The following is an 18,722-nucleotide window of genomic DNA, read 5'->3' as shown; positions in this document are numbered from 1 at the left end:
TTGTAACAAACCTAATTACAACAAATTCATTTACTTTCAGATATACACTTTAACAAAACACTTTGGAGGGATTTATTATGAAAATCGGAATTATCGGAGCAACTGGTAAAGCAGGAAGTCGTATTTTAAAAGAAGCATTGGATCGCGGACATGAAGTAACTGCAATCGTAAGAAACGCTGCAAAAATTACAGAAGACAATGTAAAAGTTTTAGAGAAAGATGTATTCTCTCTTACATCTAACGACCTGCAGGCATTTGACGTAGTTGTAAATGCATTCGGTGCTCCAGCAGGCGAAGAACACCTTCACGTAGATGCAGGAAACGTACTTATTGAAGCTGTGAAAGGTGCACCAAATACAAAATTACTTGTAGTTGGCGGAGCAGGAAGCTTATTTGTAGACGAAGAAAAAACAACACGTGTATTTGATACACCAGGTTTCCCGGGCGAATACCTTGCAACAGCTCAAAACCAAGGTAAAAACTTAGAAATCTTGCAACAAACAAATGATATCACTTGGACATTCATCAGCCCTTCTGCACTATTCGCATTAGGAAAACGCACTGGTTCTTACAAATCTGGCAAAGACAATCTTCTTGTTAACTCAAAAGGTGATAGCTACGTAAGTTACGAAGACTTCGCAGTTGCAGCACTTGATGAAATCGAAAACCCAAAACACGTAAACGAACGCTTCACAGTAGTTTCTGAAGCTGAATAATAAAAAAAGCTCGTAAAACATTATGTTTTACGAGCTTTTTCTTATTATTGCACTTGCTCTAATCCATTTTGAGTAATCTTAAAGGATATTTCTTGCCCCTTCATCGCATCCTCTTTTTTAACGAACTCATTCTTTTTGTACCAATTCAAACGACTCGGTTCCGCATGATATACTTTCAACACGTCTCCATACTCAAATGCCGTTCCATTTACTTGCCCAGCAAAATTCTTTGAAGTCTCTTGTCCTTCTGCCGTTACATGCTTTTTCTCATTTCCATTTTGATCATAAATCGTAAGGCCTATATACTGCTCATTTACAAAGCGATAATGAATCTCCTCATTTGTAAATGTTGCATGTAATTTCTTTTCAGCGTGGTTTAACGTAACAATTGAACGTGTTACATTCGACACACCTTGATATACTATGCTATCTCCATATGTAACTTCTACAGGAACTTCCGTCACCTTCTTATTTCCAAATCGATCTTTCGTTTCTACTTTCACTTTTTGCTGACCAATTTTTGTCGTATCTATTTCCCCTACAAAACCTACTACTTCTCCACCCTGTACTTCAACAAAGTTCTTCGCGTCTAGCGTTTCGCTATTTGTTCCGATTACTACTTGCTGCGGATTTGCTTTTACTGTTTGCTCACCGTCTAATCTTTCAAATCCATTTTCAGTTATTTTGAAGACTAATTCCTTTATCTCTTTACTTTTTCCTTCGCCCACATATACATCTTTTTGATACCAATGTAAACGAGAAGATTCCGCATGATATACTTTCACTACATCTCCATACTCAAATGCAATTCCATTTACTTCCTTAGCAAATTCTTGCGTATTCTCTAAACCTTTTACTGCTATATTTTTCTTCACTCTTCCTTCTTTATCGTACAATGTGAATTCAAAATACTTTTCATCTTTAAAGTAATCATGAATTAGGTTCTTTGTATCTGTCGCACTCAGTTTTTTCGTATCATGATGCAAAGTTACAATTGATTTCAAGTCACCATCTCTATAGCTCAGCCCATATACAAGTAGGCTATCTCCATATGTTACTGTTAGAGGAACTTCTGTCACTTTCTTATTTCCAAATCGATCTTTCGTTTCTACTTTTACTTTTTGTTCACCGATTTTTGTTGTATTTGGTTTTTCTACAAATCCAACTACTTCTCCATCTTTTACTTCAACAAAGTTTTTTGCATTTATTTTCTCTACATCTGTTCCGATTACTACCTTCTGTGGTACTGCCTTTACCTCTTGTAAAGTTTCCATTCTTTCAAAGCCTTTTTCAGTTACCTTGAAGAATAATTCTTTTTCTACTTTCGCCTTACCTTGGCCAGCAAGGCTATTATTTTGATACCATTTCAAGCGGTCCGGTTCTGCATGGAATACTTTTACTACATCACCATATTCAAACTGCATTCCACTCACTTGCTCCGCAAATTTCTTTGAAGTTTCTTGTCCTTCCGCTGTTACACGCTTTTTTGTGTTCCCATTTTGATCATATAGCGTAATCCCCATATACTCTTCATTTACATAACGATAATGAACAGGATTACCTGTAAACGTTGCGTGCAGTTCCTTTTTATCATGTTGCAATGTTACAACCGAACGTATTGCATTATCATTAGCATGAAATACTAAACTATCTCCATAAATTACTTCAAGCGGCACTTCTGTTATCTTCTTATTTCCAAAAGCATCCTTCGTCTCTATTTTTACTTTTTGTTCTCCAATTTTTGATGTATTTGGTTTTTCTGCAAAACCAACCACTTCTCCATTTTTTACTTGTACAAATTCTTTCGGATCTAGTTTGTCTACATCCATTCCGACTACTACTTTTTGCGGTTTCGCCGTCACTTCTTGTAAACTATCTTTTAATTCGAACCCTTGCTCAGTGATTTGGAATAATTTCTCTTTTTTATTTTTAGCCTTCCCTTGATCTACAAGTGTATTATTTTGGTACCACTTCAGACGATCCGGTTCTGCATGGAATACTTTTACTACATCACCATATTCAAAATCCAATTCATTTAGTTCCATCGCAAATCTTTTTCCCGTTTCTTGTCCTTCTGCAGATACGCGTTTCTTTTCAATCCCATTTCGATCATATAGCGTTAAGCCCATATATTCTTCTTTTTCAAAACGGTAATGTATTTCATTATTAGTAAAGTTTACATTTAATTTCTTCTTATTGTGGTGAAGTGTCACTGTCGACATTACATCATCTGAAAGTCCTTGAAAAACTATACTGTCATCATAAAATCCGTTAACTTGGACAGGAATTGAATTTTTATTTCCTTTCTCATCCCCAATTTCTACTAACACTTCCTGTTTACCATTCTCTAGTTTAGGCCATACAATCTTTCCTGTTACTTTTACATTCTCACCTAAATTTCGAACAAGTTTACTTGCTTCATTCTCGTCAGAATCTGTACCAACTAAAAGATTTTGTACTTCATTAGCAGGTTCACCATATGGAACCTTATACGGTTCAACTTGCTTCTCACGAATATCATTACTATCTGTAGATTTCCAGATTTCCTTTTCTAATTTAGGTAACTTTGATTTTTCTATTTTCTCTCTAATATCATCATTTGGTGTTAATCCCCATTCCTCAAAGAAAGGAATTAAATTTTGCCCTGCCACTTGCGATGTCATATAAATAAATAGTTGCTTTTTCTCTTCATCAGAATGAGGCATTTCACTCTGAGGTAACAAACGATAAGCTTGATGTAACCTAGGATAAAAATGTTCTCCATACACTACATTTAATTGCCAAAACATTGTAAGAGGATTAATGTCATCAATGAATCTTTCTGCTTTAGGCTTCTCTAAATACTCAAATGAGTTTTTATAGTGCTCATCCATTTCTAATTGATTCCCTAACGCCTTTTGAACAGCTAATGAGTAAATATTTACTGTTACTTCCCTTACTTTAGACCACTTCCACGGTTCTTGCTGATGTAAATGACCAACTTCATGCCACGGTCCCCATCCATCCTTCTCAAGTACCTCTATATCTAAAACTCTATTCATTGCAGTTGGAATATATCCTGTATGATAATGTTTTGCAAACATAAAGTCCCCTTTAGCAGGCTTCCGTTTTTCAACAAACTGAACATAATGAGTTGGAGATTTTGCAACCCCAACACTGTCCTCAGATAATCCTGCCACTGCGTTTTCTAAACGGATAATCTTATCATGCAATTTCATTAAATCTGTTGGATCCGTATTCTTCATATATTTCTGCACAGAATCGTAAGTAGTAGTAATTAAGCTTCTCTCACCTTTTAATTCAACTGCATAAGGATCCTTATATTTTTTTAACATTTCATCCCAATCTTTTTTTGTATGCTTACCTAAAATAAATAAAGGAAAGTGACTACCACCATTTGTAACGGAAGCTGTTACTTCTCCTTCGTTATTCATATTATAAAAATATAAAATACCGCCTCTTGAAGATGAAATAACATTTTTCCCTGGTTTTAAATCAAACTCCTCTGGGTCCTTTTCATCATAAGATCTCGTTCCAATAAAAGCTTGGATAGACTGCGTTCCTTTTATGTCAATTGTAATCTCTTCATTTGGCTCTGCATAAATTCCAGTCGGTTCATTAGCGGAAAGTTTCCAAGTAACTCTTAAACGATTATTTTCTTCTTCTACGCTACCTTTCCCCGGCAACTGAAATACTCTCTGCTCAAACTTATTCTCTTTTACCTCTTCTAATTTCCCACCTTTATTTTCTTCCAAAGGTGCTGCATATCCTTTCGATGCTTCGAAAGCTACTGGCGATAATAATGTAGATATACATATTCCAGCTACTAATACCCTACTCGTCTTTTTCTTCGACATAATCTGTGTCCCCTGTTCCTTTATTTAGATAAACTACCCTATATATTCATCTAATAAGTAATCCTATTATTTCTATAAAAACATTTGATGAATGGACTAACACCTCGCGCACCTGTATCTATTACTACCGCATTTCTCTCCATGCATTCGCTTTCTTACATTGTAAAATTTTTATGTAATATGCCCTCCTCACTTCTCTCTATTTGTGATGAGTTCTCTTGCTACATAAAAAAGAGAATAGTAAAAGATATTTTTCAGTATTGTCATCTATACATCTAAAAATAAAAATAACAATAAAAACTTACATTTTCTTCATATATGACCATCTATAGGTAGTTTTTCCAAATGAATTTTACACGCTTTACACTTTGTTTGATAGCCTCTCTAATTAGAATAATGTTACAATTTCGTGAATAAAATCTATTTATTGTAACGTTTAGATTTTGTCACATTTTATTATTTTTAAATACTTTTTAAAACGTTAAAATAGTGTTTCACTCGATTAATTATTATCTTGATATACCTTTAAAGAATTCATATGAAAAAGCATTGGCATACGCCAATGCTTTTTCATTATCTCTTTTGATTCGGTTTATGCGGTTCATTTGGAGTATATGGCTTATTTGGTTTATTTGGAGCCTCAGCCTTTTTCCAACTTACCGCTAACTCTGGACTTGTTTTTTCTTCACTACGCTCAAGTAATACTACTGCATTTTGAATAGTCGGTGTACCTTTATGCGCAATCCCTTGTAATTTCGTTAAATTTCCTGATACTTTAAAGCTAAATCCACCAGCTGGTGTTTGTTTCGGAATTAAAATGCGGAACTTTTCTCCTACATTAAATTCTGTTTTTGTTTCGCCTTTTTCATTTGCAAATTTCACGCCCGCTGGTGCACCTGTTGCTTGCACTTTATACGTTCCGCTTTTTGCATTTGTTTCTACTGTATATAAACCTGTTTCAAAGAAATCATTTTTTAATACTGCTTCTTGTTCTTCTGTAGGAGTTACACTCATCGTAATTTCTTGTAACTCTTCACTAGCGCTTGCTTTTGCAACGATGTCTTTCGTTACTTTCTCTACATTTTTATTGCGGAAATCTAAATCATTAATATCGATTTGTTTTAACGCATTCCACACTGCAAGCTGCGTTGCGTAATGTGCTTCTCTCCAATCAGAAACACCTAATTCTTGTGGACTCTTTTGTGGATATCCATTCAATAGTACACGGTATACGTTAATATCCACTTTCCCCATTTCCGGTAAATCTTGACCGCTTGGAGATTTCAAATCTACATTTAAGCAAAAAGCAATTTTGCCATCTGCGGTTTTAATAAGCTCTGTTCGAATTGGTTTCTTCTTTGACTTACTATAACTCCAATTCATTTCATACTTTGTATGGTCCATAACTTCTGCAAATGCTTTTTGAAGCGGGAATAACACAAATAAAACACTTAAAAACATAGCTAAAATCTTGAACGATTGCTTTATATTCATGTTTACAGCCCCTTATCACAAACTTAATACTAAGTAGTATTTATTTAGAAACTATTTTTATGCACAAAAAAAGAGTGCTTTTACGCACTCTTCTTTCTTACTTTAATCTTAGAAATCGAAGTTATCAGGATCTGGACCAACACGGTGATTTTGATTTAACGCATCGATTTTTTCCATATCTTCTTTCGTTAATTCGAAATTAAATATATCGGCATTTGCAATAATGCGGTGTTCTTTCGTTGATTTTGGAATAGTGATTACTCCATTTTGAAGATCCCAACGTAAAATAACTTGCGCTGTTGTTTTACCGTGTTTCTCAGCAATTTCTTGTAATTTTTCATTATCTAATAATTGACCTTGCATTAATGGTGACCATGCTTCCATTTGAATACCTTGTTCTTTACAGAAAGCTTGTAATTCTTTTTGTGTTAAACGAGGGTGGTATTCTACTTGGTTAATCATTGGTTTAATTTCTGCATCTTTCATTACATCTTGTAAGTGATGAATTTGGAAATTACTTACCCCAATTGCACGTACGCGTTTTTCTTTATAAAGTGTTTCTAACGCTCTCCACGTATCTTTATATTTCCCTTCTACAGGCCAATGAACAAGGTATAAATCTAAATAATCCAGCTCTAATTTTTTTAAGCTTTCTTCATATGCAGCAAGTGTCGTTTCATATCCTTGATCCGAATTCCACACTTTTGAAGTAATGAATAAATCTTCACGAGAAATGCCTGCTTCTTTTATACCCGCGCGAATTCCTTCACCTACAGCTTTTTCATTTCCGTAAATTGCAGCTGTATCAATGCTGCGGTATCCTGCTTTAATCGCCGATTTCACTGCTTCTACAAGTTCTGGTCCATCCTCTACTTTAAATACACCTAAACCGAACCAAGGCATTTCTACACCATTATTTAATACTGTTTTACTTTGTAAGTTTTTCATTTTATTTTCTCTCCTTTTATTTTACTTGATCTCTTTTTTCTAATGTCATACTCCACGCAGTTAAAACAACAGCACCTACTACCATAATTCCACCTACCCAAGCCGTATGAATTAATCCTAACGAGTTCGTTACAATACCGCCCAAGTAAGCACCAAGAGCAATTCCTGCGTTAAATGCTGCAATGTTAATCGCCGATGCTACATCAACAGCGCTAGATACAAACCTCTCAGCTAATATAACAACATACACTTGTAGCCCTGGAACATTCATAAATGCGAATAGTCCCATGAAAATAATTGTGATGAATCCAGCGACTTTAAATGGCGCTGTAAATGTTAAAACAAATAATACAATCGCTTGAATAAAGAACATGTAAAATAACGCTCGAATCGGATTATGATTTGATAATTTTCCCCCGACCATATTCCCAATCGCAATTGCAATTCCGTATACTAACAAAATAATTGTAACGGTACTTGCTTTAAATCCTGTTACTTCTTGTAATAACGGAGATAAATACGTAAATGTTACGAACGTTCCCCCGTATCCTAATGCAGTAATAATAAATACAAGTAACAGTCTTCCATTCGTAATCAGCTTAAATTGATCGCGAAATGATACAGACGTACCTTTTTTTAAATTAGAAGGAATTAGCATACTATTGGCGATTAAAGCAACGATTCCAATGGCCACAATAACAATAAACGAGGCCCTCCAGCCAAATTGTTGACCGATAAATGTTCCAATTGGTACACCTGTAATAGTCGCAACAGTTAAACCAGTAAACATAAATGCTATTGCACTTGCACGTTTATTCTCAGGTACAAGCGCAGCCGCAATTGTAGATCCAATTGACATAAAAACACCATGCGCAAATGCAGATACAACCCTCGCAATAAGTAACACAGTAAAACTTGTTGCTACCGCCGCAATTCCATTACCAATAATGAAAATAATCATAATCCACATTAATAACGTCTTTCGCGACATACTAGCTGTTAATGACGTTAATACTGGAGCACCAAACGCTACTCCTAATGCATATAAAGAAACAGTTAACCCCGCTGTTGTAACAGAAACATGTAAATCCTCTGAGATAGATGGTAATAAGCCGACACTAATAAATTCAGTTGTACCAATTCCAAACGCACTAATTGCTAGTGCTAATAAAGCAAACATACTTCTCCGATTCGTCTGCATAACCGAAGAAGATACTGTATATGAATTCAATTGAACTCCTCCTTAATGCGAGAAATCCAATCATAATAGTATGATAAAAAGGCCTTTTTATCTTCTACAAAAATAACTTTACTGTTGATATACGCTATTATGAATGGCTTTACTCTTTTTTTGAAGAACGCACTTAAAAGTACGATAGGTACCTAAAAGTAACATAGGCACTTTTTAGTACCGTACTACTCATTTCCCTCTTACGTATGCTATTATGGAACATATTCAACATGATAAAAAGTACGTACTTTAAAGTGCTATAGGCACTTTTTAGTAACATTTAATTATTTAGCTTCTTTTGTTGGAGAACTTAAATCTACATTCATCAAAGGAGATTTTTATATGAAGAAATACAATATTCCCGTTGAAGCGACTTTAGAGGTTATCGGTGGAAAATGGAAGGTTGTTATCCTTTGTCATCTAACGAAAGGCACAAAAAGAACGAGTGAACTAAAACGTTTAATGCCTGGGATTACACAAAAAATGTTAACTCAGCAATTACGTGAATTAGAAGACGATGGGGTTATTCAAAGAAAGGTATACAATCAAGTACCACCAAAAGTAGAATATTCACTTACAGAATACGGTTGGTCTTTAGAGTCCATTCTTGATTCTCTTTGTACTTGGGGCGAATGCCATCTTGAAAAAAGCGGTAACACATCGATGCTAATTGTAGAAGGTGAATAATAGGAAAAAGGAAAAAACGAACATGAATTTGTTCATTTTTTCCTTTTTTTCTTTATATGTATATACATTTCTAACTGGAACAAAATATTTTATACGCTTTCATACCTTGTCAGCACTACGTTATACACTCAATATCAAATAATTAGGAATCATTTTTATGTTAACATAGGTGTATATAGTATATAATATAGGATATATATTATATACACTTTCCGGTAACGGAGCTTTTCCATTATGCGGACAAGCCATGTATCGGACAGTTCATAAATAATAAGTAAGACGTTATGGTTTTAGATTTATGTTTGCAGCTTACTTGCTGTCATAAATTTAAAGGCATTTTATTGTGTTTTGTGAAACTTTGTATAAAGTTTCGTAAACGTTTACTATCTTACTTATAAAAAATAAGAGTATTGCTATCGTAAAGGAGAATTGGAGATGCCAGAAACTATGACTCAAACAAAGCCAGAACAAGAAACTGTACAAATTTCTGCTAGCCAAGGACAACTTGATGTACTTGATCAGTTGTTAAAACCTGAGGTACAAGAATCATTAACAACACTAGTAGAACAGCTTCCAAAATTAACTGAGCTTGTTAACATTTTAACTAAGTCTTATGACTTCGCTCAAACTGTTGCTACTGATGAAGTATTAAAAAGCGACACTGTTGGTGCAATTACAGAGCTTGTAGAACCTGTAAAAGATACAGTGAAAAGCATGGCTGCAACTGCAATCGAAGCGAAAGATCGTGCTGAAGAAAGCAACGAAGTTATCGGCCTATTCGGTCTGTTAAAATTACTAAAAGATCCACAAGCACAAAAAATGTTCCGCTTTGTGAACGCATATCTTCAAATTAGTGCAGAACGTAACAATAAATAATTTAACTTATAACAACAATTAGTAAAGACGGGGGATATCATACTATGTCAAAACAAATTGTCATCTTAGGCGCTGGTTATGGCGGTCTTCTTGCCGCTTTAAACGTACGTAAATATTACAGCAAATCAGAAGCACAAGTTACAGTGATTAACCAATACCCAACACACCAAATCATCACTGAACTACACCGCCTTGCAGCTGGTAACGTGTCTGAGCAAGCAGTTGCAATGCCACTTACAAAGCTTTTCAAAGGTAAAGACATCGATCTTAAAATCGCAACAGTTGAGTCATTCTCAGTTGATAGCAAAGAAATCAAACTAGCTGGTGGCACTACTTTATCTTACGATGCACTTGTAGTTGCTTTAGGAAGTAAAACTGCTTACTTCGGTATTCCAGGACTAGAAGAAAACAGCATGGTATTAAAATCTGCTGCTGATGCAAACAAAATCTACAAACATGTTGAAGACCGTATTCGTGAATACGCGAAAACGAAAAACGAAGCTGATGCTACAATCGTAATCGGTGGTGGCGGATTAACTGGCGTTGAGCTAGTTGGTGAGCTTGCTGACATTATGCCTAAACTTGCAAAAAGCCACGGCGTAAATCCAAAAGAAGTGAAACTTCTTCTTGTTGAAGCAGGTCCAAAAATCCTTCCAGTATTACCAGACCACTTAATCGAACGTGCAACTACTAGCCTAGAAGCGCGCGGCGTTACATTCTTAACTGGTCTTCCTGTAACAAACGTTGCTGGCAACGAAATCGACTTAAAAGACGGTCAAAAACTTGTTGCTAACACATTCGTTTGGACGGGCGGCGTACAAGGTAACCCATTAATCGGTGAATCAGGTCTTGAAGTTAACCGTGGACGTGCAACAGTTGATGCATACCTACAATCTACTTCTCACAAAGACGTATTCGTTGCTGGAGACAGCGCTGTTGTCTTCGCTCCAGACGGACGTCCATACCCACCAACTGCACAAATTGCTTGGCAAATGGGTGAGTTAATTGGATACAACTTATACGCAGCACTAGAAGGCAAAGCATTAGAAGAGTTCGCACCTGTAAACTCTGGAACACTTGCTAGTCTAGGACGTAAAGATGCGGTTGCTACAATCGGAGCAAGCAATACTCCACTTAAAGGCTTACCAGCATCATTAATGAAAGAAGCAAGTAACGTTCGTTACTTATCACACATTAAAGGTCTATTCAGCTTAGCTTACTAATCTGAATATAAGCCCGAATCATGCCCTGCATGGTTCGGGCTATTTTTATCCGTAATTTTCTCTAACTTATTTATTCGTCAGAAGAATAATATAACCCTTTTAATTATCTAAATTTACTGATTATTTTATGTCCAAATTGTGTATACGAAAAGATGGAAGTATTCTTCCTACTCCCATCCTTTCACACAAACTATTCGCCTAACTTCACAAGGCTGTAGTTCTTCTTCCCTTTACGAATAATAATAAATCTTCCATCAAATGAATTTTCTACAGTAACATCCGTACCCACATCTGTTACTTTCTCACCATTCATAGAAATCGCACCATTATTAATGTCTTCACGTGCTTGTCGTCTAGATGGTTCAATTCCTAAATCGACTAGCCACTCTACGATGTTTTTCTTCTCTTTTGAAGACTGGAATGTTGGCATTTCTTTAAAGCCTTGTTCAATTTCATCAGCTGTTAACGATTTAATATCTCCGCTAAATAACGCTGCTGTAATTTTCTCAGCTTGCAGGAACGCCTCTTCTCCATGAACAAATTTCGTCATTTCTTCTGCTAACACTTTTTGCGCTTCACGTTTATGAGGTTCCGCTTCTACCTTCGTTGCTAATTCATCAATACGCTCTTTCGTTAAGAACGTAAAGTATTTCAAGTATTTAATTACGTCACGGTCATCTGTATTTACCCAGAACTGGTAAAATTCAAACGGTGTCGTTTTTTCAGGATCAAGCCAAACCGCACCACCTGCTGATTTACCAAACTTCGTACCGTCCGATTTTAATAATAACGGAATCGTTAATCCGAATACTTTCGCCTCATGACCTTCTAACTTACGAATTAAATCTAAACCACTCGTAATATTTCCCCATTGGTCACTGCCACCAATTTGAAGTTGAACATCCTCTTTCGTGTATAAATGATGGAAGTCCATCGCTTGCAAAATTTGGTACGTGAATTCCGTGAAAGAAATACCTGTATCTAAACGGCTTGCTACAATATCCTTCGCTAACATGCTATTGATGCTAAAGTTTTTCCCGTAATCACGTAAAAACTCAATAATATTTATTTCATGTGTCCAATCATAGTTATTTACCATCTTCACTTCGCTATTTCCACCAAAATCAAATAGCTTTTTCATTTGTGCTGTTAACGCATCTACATTATGCTGAACCACTTCTAACGTTTGAAGTTGACGCTCTGATTGTCGTCCACTCGGATCACCAATTGTTCCTGTTGCCCCGCCAATTAAAATAACAGGATGATGACCAGCTAATTGGAATCTCTTCATCATCATAAACGGAATCAAATGTCCAATATGCATACTATCACCAGTCGGATCAACTCCGCAGTATAGCGAAATCTTTTTCTCTTCTACTAGCTTACGTAAACCTTCTTCGTCAGTCTGCTGATTAATGGCGCCGCGCCATTCTAATTCATCAATAATATTCATCTTTTGTCATCCCCTTTATTTTTTAAAAACAAAAAAGCCCCTATGTCTACGATAGACATAGGGACGATTATTCACCGTGTTACCACCCAGTTTGCATAAATAGCATAGCTACTCATACCACTCTTAGCAATAATATCGATTGCTAGTCCGCTTAGCATTACCTAAGATACTCCAGAGTGTAATTCGCAAGTTTGTTTGTGCTAGGTTCCAGCAACCCCTAGCTCTCTCATTAACAGTGACAAACTGCTACTGGGCTCTTTCAACGTATGTTATTTGTTAAATTATTAGCCATTATATTGAATTGAAAACAAATTGTCAACAATACCCAAATATTATTTTAAAATAATTCATATCTTCATACGTATTTCTTTATTCCTTATCTTCTCCAATAATCCTTACTTCTCGCTCCAACTTCACGCCAAATTTCTCTTCAACTGTCTTTTGTACGAAGTGAATTAAATCGATGTAATCTTGTGCTGTTCCGTTATCAACATTCACCATAAACCCAGCGTGTTTTAAAGAAACTTCTACTCCACCAATTCGCTTACCTTGTAGTCCTGAGTCTTGAATTAACTTACCAGCAAAGTTATTTGGTGGGCGCTTAAATACGCTACCACATGAAGGATATTCTAGAGGCTGTTTTGACTCACGTTTAAACGTTAAATCATCCATTTTTGCTTTAATTTCTTCATGTACACCTTCTTCAAGTTCAAATCTCGCTTCAAGAATAATGTAATGGTTGTTCGCAAATACACTCTTACGATATCCAAATTCAAATGCTTCTTTCGTCAAAGTACGTAGCTCTCCATCACCTGTCATTACGACAGCTTCTGTTAATACAAACGAAATTTCACCGCCGTATGCACCAGCATTCATATATAATGCTCCGCCAACTGAACCTGGAATACCACAAGCAAACTCAAGACCCGTTAAGTTATGGTCTAAGGCAATACGTGATACGTCAATAATTGCTGCACCACACTGTGCTACAATCGTCGTTCCTGTTACAGTAACACCTGTAATATGAATTAAACTTACTGTAATCCCGCGAATTCCACCATCTTTAATAATGACATTCGATCCATTTCCTAAAAACGTAACTGGAATATTATATTCGTTCGCATATTTAATAACTTCTTGAATTTCATCATAATTTGTAGGCGCAACAAAAACATCTGCTTTTCCGCCAACTTTAATATGCGTATGATTCTTTAACATTTCATCTTGTTTAACATGTCCTTCAGGCAATACCGTACTTAAATATTTATAAACCTCTTGCATATTCATTTTACGATTCCTCTATTTCTATATTCATTTTATCCCGTTATACGGGCCCATAATATCCCCACGTACATGAAAGAACCTAAAGTGGTGGATACAGTGTACCCAAAATCAATTCGAGACACCTATAAACCTCTTAATTTATAAGAGGTGCCACTCATATTAAAATATATATTGCATAATAAAGCAACCCAAATGGACTACTAAACTTGACATGTCATCAGAAAGACAACAATTTGTAAAATATGTGACTTTTTCAAAACACTATCCCTCAGTATCTTACTATACCATACAAAAAGAAAGTGGTATTTTTTTGTACTTTTTACTTTATTTACATCAATAAAAAAGAGCACATCCGACAGAATGTGCTCTTTTTTATATTCTTTATATTACTTTTCGTTCTCTTCTTTTTCTTTATCAAACCATAACAGCTCATCGTTATCAACTTCACCATTATAATTGATTAAAATTTCTTCTCCTGCTTTTATATCCTTATAAGCATAGAAGTTAAACGTATGGTTCTCGAAGACAATATCATACGTTGCATTCGGTGTATATGAATGATTAAATAACATACCGTATCCTAAAAGGATTGCCGTATGATTGATTCCATACTCAAATGCGTAGTCAGCAAGTAATGTTTTCTCAATATGTTCATGCTGTTCATTCGGATAAGAGATAACTGGTGCTGCGTGTATCAACTCACCCTTTTTAATATCACGAGTTGCAAATACACCTCTATTAAATTCTCCATCACTAAGTTCAGAAGTCTTAACTTCGATCATATGCGTCACCTATTTAATTCTTTCTTTGAAGTATTTTAATTCCGCTATTAGCTGAATTTTATCTCCTTAAGCTTGGCAGAAAACGCGCAGAAAAGCAATTAAATTCCTATCAAGTATTCGTTTCAATGAAAAAAGAGCACATCATTCGTGCTCTTTCCAAGCAATATTACTTTTCTAAAATATCTTCTAACAACTTCACTTGCTCGCTAACAGTTTGTAACGTCTTCACTGACGTATCATTTCGATGTTTTTCTTCTTCCACACTCGCTAGCACTTCTTCTGTAGCTGTAGAAGTTTGCTGAATTACGTTAGAAGCATGCGTAACATCCTTTACGATATTCGTCGTTTTAACTTGGAAACTTTCTTGATGAACAACAACCTCTCGCATTACTTCATTAATCGTATCAATAAACTTCCCTAAATCAGTTACATTTGTTAAAACGCTTGCTAACATCTCGTTACATTCTTCTTGTACTCTTTCTGACTTCTCTACTTGCGCTTCTACCTTACTTGCTTGATTACTAAACTCCTTCAAAATCCCTTGAATTCTTCCCGCAGAACGATTTGATTCTTCAGCAAGCTTTAACACTTCACTCGCTACAATAGCAAAACCTTTTCCATGCTCGCCTGCCCTCGCAGCTTCAATATTTGCATTTAAAGCTAGCAAACTCGTCTGACTTGAAATATTCGTTATTACATCTACAATTTCATTAATTTGTTTCGATTGCATCATTAAATCTCTAAATATAATTCCAGACTGTGAAACAACATCATTTAAACTTCTCATGTTAGTTTCAAAATTTCTTAGAGTATGTACACTACCTTTTGAAATTTCTAAGCTTTCATCCACACGAGTCGATGCAGTTCTTACTTGAGAGATGATTTGTTCAATATTTCCCTCCATATCATTCAATACTTCTACCGAACGATACATCATCTCTGATTGTGATTGCGTACCAACTGCCACCTCTTCAAAGGCAAAATTAATTTCACTCATCGATTCCATCGACGTGTTCATATTTTGTCTTAAATGATTGAAATTACTATCTAGTTTCACAACTGTTTCTTCAATAAGTCTTTGCGTCTCTTCTAACTCCTGAGCTTTTCTCATTACTTCTTGCTTCTCATCACTTAAACGAAGGAGCAGATTAGAACCGATTTTCGTGACGCCCCACATAGCAATTGTTACAATCGCTAACAAACTTGCGAAATTAGCAGCTTCAGACGAGGCTGTATAAGCAAAAAATTGCTCCGGCCAATAGCTACAAAGGATAAATGTGATCACAACAGCTACCCCGCCAAGAATTAAAATGAGACGCTCACTTAAGTAAATAAGTGAAACAGCTAATGTAAAATAGACCATTTGAAATACAGCCGGGCTTTCATTAAAAGCTTGTACCATAATGTAAGACATTGTAAGCAACATAAATGTCATGATATATTTATACGCTGATTCCATACTTTTTATAAAAGTAAACAGCGTTCCAAATGCAACGACAGAAATACCACAAATCCAAAACGCTATTGCTCTCTCTGTAAAAATATATCCATAATACCCAATTGCGATTATCCCAAGAAAGAAACTACAAATCGTTATAAACAGTAATAAATGATTTTTCTGTGATTCTTTCTCAAGGTTAGAAAAACAAGTCCTCTTTAACCACTCCATATGAAGCCCCACCTTCTACTTATACATATCAATTACTTCAGTTTAAATACCGCACTTACTGGGTTATGATCGCTATTTTCAAACTTTAAATCTTTCCCTTGTACATTTACAATCTCTACATTCGGTGAAACGATAAAGCCATCAATAATAGTGACGAAATTTTCACCTTCTACATATTTCTTTACATCATCTCTCACAGTCATAACAGACGGATCTACAGCCCACTTAAAGCCACCGTCTGTAAAGTCCTTCGGTAACTCTACTAACCACTCAGGGCGCTCTTTCACGAACTTCGGATCACTTAATTGAGCGTTTGAAACTAATTGATTCCAATCTCCGCCCATTATTACGTAATCACCATTTTCATAATGCTTGTTCATATATTCTTTTAAGTACTCTACTTGCTGTTTTCTAATTTTCCCGCCTTCATCATAAGCAGACAAATGTAAATTTACGAGTCTAACATGTTTCCCATTATTAACAGGAATTTTATATTCCACAATTGCTCGATCTAAATCAAACAAACGCTTTGGCCAAGGCTCCATTCCAGGAAGCTGGAACCTCTTCGCTTCTTGAACAGTGTATTTAGAAAACGTACTTAATCCAGCCTCCGCATATCCCATTGGATTTGTTATTGGCACTGGAACCCATTTCGTATCGTAGTTCTTGCCAAATGACGAAACATAATCAGGTAATCCTTTTTTCAAAAATTCATGTTCATTTACATCAAATGAACGAAGTGACTTTATATCAACTTCTTGTAATAGTGCAAAATCACTATTCTCATTTTGTAAAAACGAAAGCATATTCTTTAAATTAGTTTCCGTTTGCTCTTTACTACTTGAACCAGATCCCTTTCCACCATCCATAAAGAAATCTTGATCCTTATCTAACCCAGCATATCCAATATTAAATGTTGTAACTTTAAACTCATTTCCAGTCGCTAATACGCGCTCCTTATTATTCTCCACCTTCAAGCTTATAACATCAGCAGGCTGTTCTTTAGTAAGTGTCATATACGCTAGAAATCCTCCTACAATGCCCGCTACTACTAAAACACATGTAAATACGATTTTTAAAAATTTCTTCAAATAAATGACTCCTTTTCACGCGAATTTATTTTTCTTTATTTTCAGTCAAATAAAACAAAACGACACACATAAGAAACATTTTATCATAATTAAAACCGTATATCACTATATTTAGTTGATAAGTAATCGATCCCATTTTAATTACTTGAAAAACCTTCAGACATCAAAAAAAGAAACGTTACACCCACCTCCTCACTGGAATTTAAACGGTATATTTAGTACACTATATGTAATAATCCTAGGCGATGGAGTTCGCCATAAACGCTGCTTAGCTAATGACTCCTACCAGTATACATACTGGTAGGAGTCTATTTTTTTGAGCAATCTATTTAAAGAGGTGAGAAAATTGATTTATATTATCGTCGGCATTGCCGGTATATTAGGAGCTCTTTCTCGTTATTATTTAGGTCTTAATATCACCACATTTTGGCATCATTCATTTCCATTAGCAACATTACTCATTAACTTAATCGGTTGCTTCTTCTTAGCGTGGCTAACTACTTATATCGCCCGGCTAAACATCTTACCTTCAGAGGTCATCACAGGCATCGGAACTGGATTCATCGGTTCCTTTACGACTTTTTCAACATTTAGTGTAGAAACTGTGCAATTGATCAATCATTCTGAGTGGAGCATAGCCTTCTTATATGTATCATGTAGCATACTTGGTGGCCTCATTATGTCTGGCCTTGGCTATACACTTGGTGATTTCTTAATTAAGAAATCTCTTACGGAAGGTGATTACTCATGATAGAAGCCTTATTAGTCGCAACAGGAGGATTTTTCGGTGCGATTACACGATTTGCAATTAGCAATTGGTTTAAGAAAAGAAATAAAACACAATTTCCACTTGCTACATTCCTTATTAATATAACAGGGGCGTTTTTACTTGGATATATAATCGGCAACGGAGTTACTACAGGCTGGCAACTATTATTAGGTACTGGATTTATGGGTGCATTCACTACATTTTCTACGTTTAAACTAGAAGCCGTTCAACTTCTCAATCGAAAAAATATTAGCACTTTCCTTTTATACTTAAGCGCTACGTACATAATTGGTATCCTCTTCGCATTCCTTGGAATGAAGCTAGGCGGAATATGAAAAAAAGCGACTCTATTGAGTCGCTTTCTTTCATAAGAAATATGTCCCGCCATATGGAATAGAAAATAAACCAGCTGGATGTACATCGTAATGTACAATTTGCATCGGAAGCTGTGAATACGGCATATACTGACTTTGCATCATTTGTGCAAAATATGCTTGTTGTTGCATTTGAATAGCTTGATTCATAGCGTGAATTGTTCCCTGTGCCCCAGCCAGCGTAATAGCTGCTCCTACTTGTCTTCCATTATAAAAATGATGGTTCATCATGATTCATCTCACTTATTCTTTTTCTTCCATATGGTAT

At 35.6% G+C, this 18,722-nt stretch carries 16 protein-coding genes, 1 riboswitch and 1 other annotated feature; of the genes, 6 read left to right on the top strand and 10 right to left on the bottom strand.

What is annotated here, in order from left to right; genetic code table 11:
• Positions 1–77 precede the first annotated feature (77 nt).
• Positions 78–716 carry an NAD(P)-dependent oxidoreductase gene (locus tag ACTFRU_RS19745; RefSeq protein ID WP_075717273.1) on the top strand — a complete coding sequence of 213 codons (639 nt, stop codon included), beginning with the start codon at positions 78–80 and terminating at the stop codon, positions 714–716.
• 44 nt (positions 717–760) lie between these two features.
• Here ACTFRU_RS19745 and ACTFRU_RS19740 read toward each other — a convergent pair whose 3' ends face one another.
• The 4 genes from ACTFRU_RS19740 to ACTFRU_RS19725 form a co-directional block, all read right to left on the bottom strand.
• Positions 761–4,573, bottom strand: coding sequence for a putative mucin/carbohydrate-binding domain-containing protein (locus tag ACTFRU_RS19740; protein WP_440037776.1), 3,813 nt, complete (start codon positions 4,571–4,573; stop codon positions 761–763).
• Positions 4,574–5,146: 573 nt separating this feature from the next.
• Positions 5,147–6,067 (bottom strand): thioester domain-containing protein, encoded by a 921-nt coding sequence (locus ACTFRU_RS19735; protein WP_001022514.1) that lies wholly within the window; start codon positions 6,065–6,067, stop codon positions 5,147–5,149.
• 108 nt (positions 6,068–6,175) lie between these two features.
• Positions 6,176–7,015, bottom strand: coding sequence for an aldo/keto reductase (locus tag ACTFRU_RS19730; RefSeq protein ID WP_000793548.1), 840 nt, complete (start codon positions 7,013–7,015; stop codon positions 6,176–6,178).
• Positions 7,016–7,031: 16 nt separating this feature from the next.
• Entirely contained in the window at positions 7,032–8,216 is a 1,185-nt protein-coding gene (locus ACTFRU_RS19725; RefSeq protein WP_171009811.1) for an MFS transporter, read from the bottom strand.
• 372 nt (positions 8,217–8,588) lie between these two features.
• Between ACTFRU_RS19725 and ACTFRU_RS19720 the strand changes: the two genes are divergently transcribed.
• The 3 genes from ACTFRU_RS19720 (at position 8,589) to ACTFRU_RS19710 (ending at position 11,032) form a co-directional block, all read left to right on the top strand.
• A complete protein-coding gene (locus ACTFRU_RS19720) occupies positions 8,589–8,933 on the top strand; it encodes a winged helix-turn-helix transcriptional regulator (protein ID WP_000760475.1) in 345 nt (114 codons plus the stop codon).
• 435 nt (positions 8,934–9,368) lie between these two features.
• Positions 9,369–9,809: a DUF1641 domain-containing protein gene (locus tag ACTFRU_RS19715; protein WP_001115311.1), complete on the top strand. Its 441-nt coding sequence runs from the start codon at positions 9,369–9,371 to the stop codon at positions 9,807–9,809.
• 44 nt (positions 9,810–9,853) lie between these two features.
• Positions 9,854–11,032: an NAD(P)/FAD-dependent oxidoreductase gene (locus ACTFRU_RS19710; protein WP_000043203.1), complete on the top strand. Its 1,179-nt coding sequence runs from the start codon at positions 9,854–9,856 to the stop codon at positions 11,030–11,032.
• 190 nt (positions 11,033–11,222) lie between these two features.
• Here the strand turns inward: ACTFRU_RS19710 and tyrS are convergent, their stop codons facing one another.
• From tyrS to ACTFRU_RS19685, 5 genes are all read right to left on the bottom strand, one after another.
• Positions 11,223–12,485 (bottom strand): tyrosine--tRNA ligase, encoded by a 1,263-nt coding sequence (gene tyrS, locus ACTFRU_RS19705; RefSeq protein WP_440037775.1) that lies wholly within the window; start codon positions 12,483–12,485, stop codon positions 11,223–11,225.
• A gap of 56 nt (positions 12,486–12,541) precedes the next feature.
• Positions 12,542–12,757: a binding site (T-box leader), on the bottom strand.
• Between the two features lie 97 nt (positions 12,758–12,854).
• A complete protein-coding gene (gene murB / locus ACTFRU_RS19700; RefSeq protein ID WP_001057102.1) occupies positions 12,855–13,772 on the bottom strand; it encodes a UDP-N-acetylmuramate dehydrogenase in 918 nt (305 codons plus the stop codon).
• Positions 13,773–14,155: 383 nt separating this feature from the next.
• Positions 14,156–14,551, bottom strand: coding sequence for an SET domain-containing protein (locus ACTFRU_RS19695; protein ID WP_000573649.1), 396 nt, complete (start codon positions 14,549–14,551; stop codon positions 14,156–14,158).
• Positions 14,552–14,717: 166 nt separating this feature from the next.
• Entirely contained in the window at positions 14,718–16,220 is a 1,503-nt protein-coding gene (locus tag ACTFRU_RS19690; protein ID WP_440037774.1) for a DUF4077 domain-containing protein, read from the bottom strand.
• 32 nt (positions 16,221–16,252) lie between these two features.
• Complete coding sequence (locus tag ACTFRU_RS19685) at positions 16,253–17,311, bottom strand: endonuclease/exonuclease/phosphatase family protein (RefSeq protein WP_000714051.1); 1,059 nt, start codon at positions 17,309–17,311, stop codon at positions 16,253–16,255.
• Positions 17,312–17,543: 232 nt separating this feature from the next.
• Positions 17,544–17,603, top strand: a riboswitch (Fluoride riboswitch).
• Positions 17,604–17,657: 54 nt separating this feature from the next.
• Between ACTFRU_RS19685 and crcB (ACTFRU_RS19680) the strand changes: the two genes are divergently transcribed.
• Both crcB (ACTFRU_RS19680) and crcB (ACTFRU_RS19675) read left to right on the top strand, forming a co-directional pair.
• Positions 17,658–18,062: a fluoride efflux transporter CrcB gene (crcB, locus tag ACTFRU_RS19680; RefSeq protein WP_000639315.1), complete on the top strand. Its 405-nt coding sequence runs from the start codon at positions 17,658–17,660 to the stop codon at positions 18,060–18,062.
• The gene (crcB, locus tag ACTFRU_RS19675; protein ID WP_000568587.1) at positions 18,059–18,415 is read left to right on the top strand and encodes a fluoride efflux transporter CrcB; all 357 of its coding nucleotides are present in this window, start codon (positions 18,059–18,061) and stop codon (positions 18,413–18,415) included. The genes crcB (ACTFRU_RS19680) and crcB (ACTFRU_RS19675) overlap by 4 nt, the downstream gene beginning before the upstream one ends.
• A gap of 30 nt (positions 18,416–18,445) precedes the next feature.
• On the opposite strand, the gene ACTFRU_RS19670 is transcribed toward crcB (ACTFRU_RS19675), so the two are convergent.
• On the bottom strand, positions 18,446–18,685 hold the full coding sequence (locus ACTFRU_RS19670; RefSeq protein WP_000980930.1) for a DUF3947 family protein: 240 nt from the start codon (positions 18,683–18,685) through the stop codon (positions 18,446–18,448).
• Positions 18,686–18,722 lie beyond the last annotated feature (37 nt).

Origin of the sequence: Bacillus cereus group sp. MYBK220-1 (assembly GCF_051916445.1) — a bacterium.
Classification (GTDB): domain Bacteria; phylum Bacillota; class Bacilli; order Bacillales; family Bacillaceae_G; genus Bacillus_A; species Bacillus_A cereus.
Note: the sequence above shows the minus strand (reverse complement) of the source record. Positions and strands in the feature narration are given on the sequence as shown.

Bases quoted from the DNA above. Each gene is read 5' to 3' on its own strand.
- murB (WP_001057102.1), bottom strand. From the start codon at position 13,772: ATGAATATGCAAGAGGTTTATAAATATTTAAGTACGGTATTGCCTGAA.
- crcB (WP_000568587.1), top strand. From the start codon at position 18,059: ATGATAGAAGCCTTATTAGTCGCAACAGGAGGATTTTTCGGTGCGATT.
- ACTFRU_RS19725 (WP_171009811.1), bottom strand. From the start codon at position 8,216: ATGCAGACGAATCGGAGAAGTATGTTTGCTTTATTAGCACTAGCAATT.
- ACTFRU_RS19695 (WP_000573649.1), bottom strand. From the start codon at position 14,551: ATGATCGAAGTTAAGACTTCTGAACTTAGTGATGGAGAATTTAATAGA.
- ACTFRU_RS19745 (WP_075717273.1), top strand. From the start codon at position 78: ATGAAAATCGGAATTATCGGAGCAACTGGTAAAGCAGGAAGTCGTATT.
- ACTFRU_RS19710 (WP_000043203.1), top strand. From the start codon at position 9,854: ATGTCAAAACAAATTGTCATCTTAGGCGCTGGTTATGGCGGTCTTCTT.
- ACTFRU_RS19715 (WP_001115311.1), top strand. From the start codon at position 9,369: ATGCCAGAAACTATGACTCAAACAAAGCCAGAACAAGAAACTGTACAA.
- ACTFRU_RS19720 (WP_000760475.1), top strand. From the start codon at position 8,589: ATGAAGAAATACAATATTCCCGTTGAAGCGACTTTAGAGGTTATCGGT.
- ACTFRU_RS19740 (WP_440037776.1), bottom strand. From the start codon at position 4,573: ATGTCGAAGAAAAAGACGAGTAGGGTATTAGTAGCTGGAATATGTATA.
- ACTFRU_RS19690 (WP_440037774.1), bottom strand. From the start codon at position 16,220: ATGGAGTGGTTAAAGAGGACTTGTTTTTCTAACCTTGAGAAAGAATCA.
- tyrS (WP_440037775.1), bottom strand. From the start codon at position 12,485: ATGAATATTATTGATGAATTAGAATGGCGCGGCGCCATTAATCAGCAG.
- ACTFRU_RS19735 (WP_001022514.1), bottom strand. From the start codon at position 6,067: ATGAATATAAAGCAATCGTTCAAGATTTTAGCTATGTTTTTAAGTGTT.
- ACTFRU_RS19670 (WP_000980930.1), bottom strand. From the start codon at position 18,685: ATGATGAACCATCATTTTTATAATGGAAGACAAGTAGGAGCAGCTATT.
- ACTFRU_RS19730 (WP_000793548.1), bottom strand. From the start codon at position 7,015: ATGAAAAACTTACAAAGTAAAACAGTATTAAATAATGGTGTAGAAATG.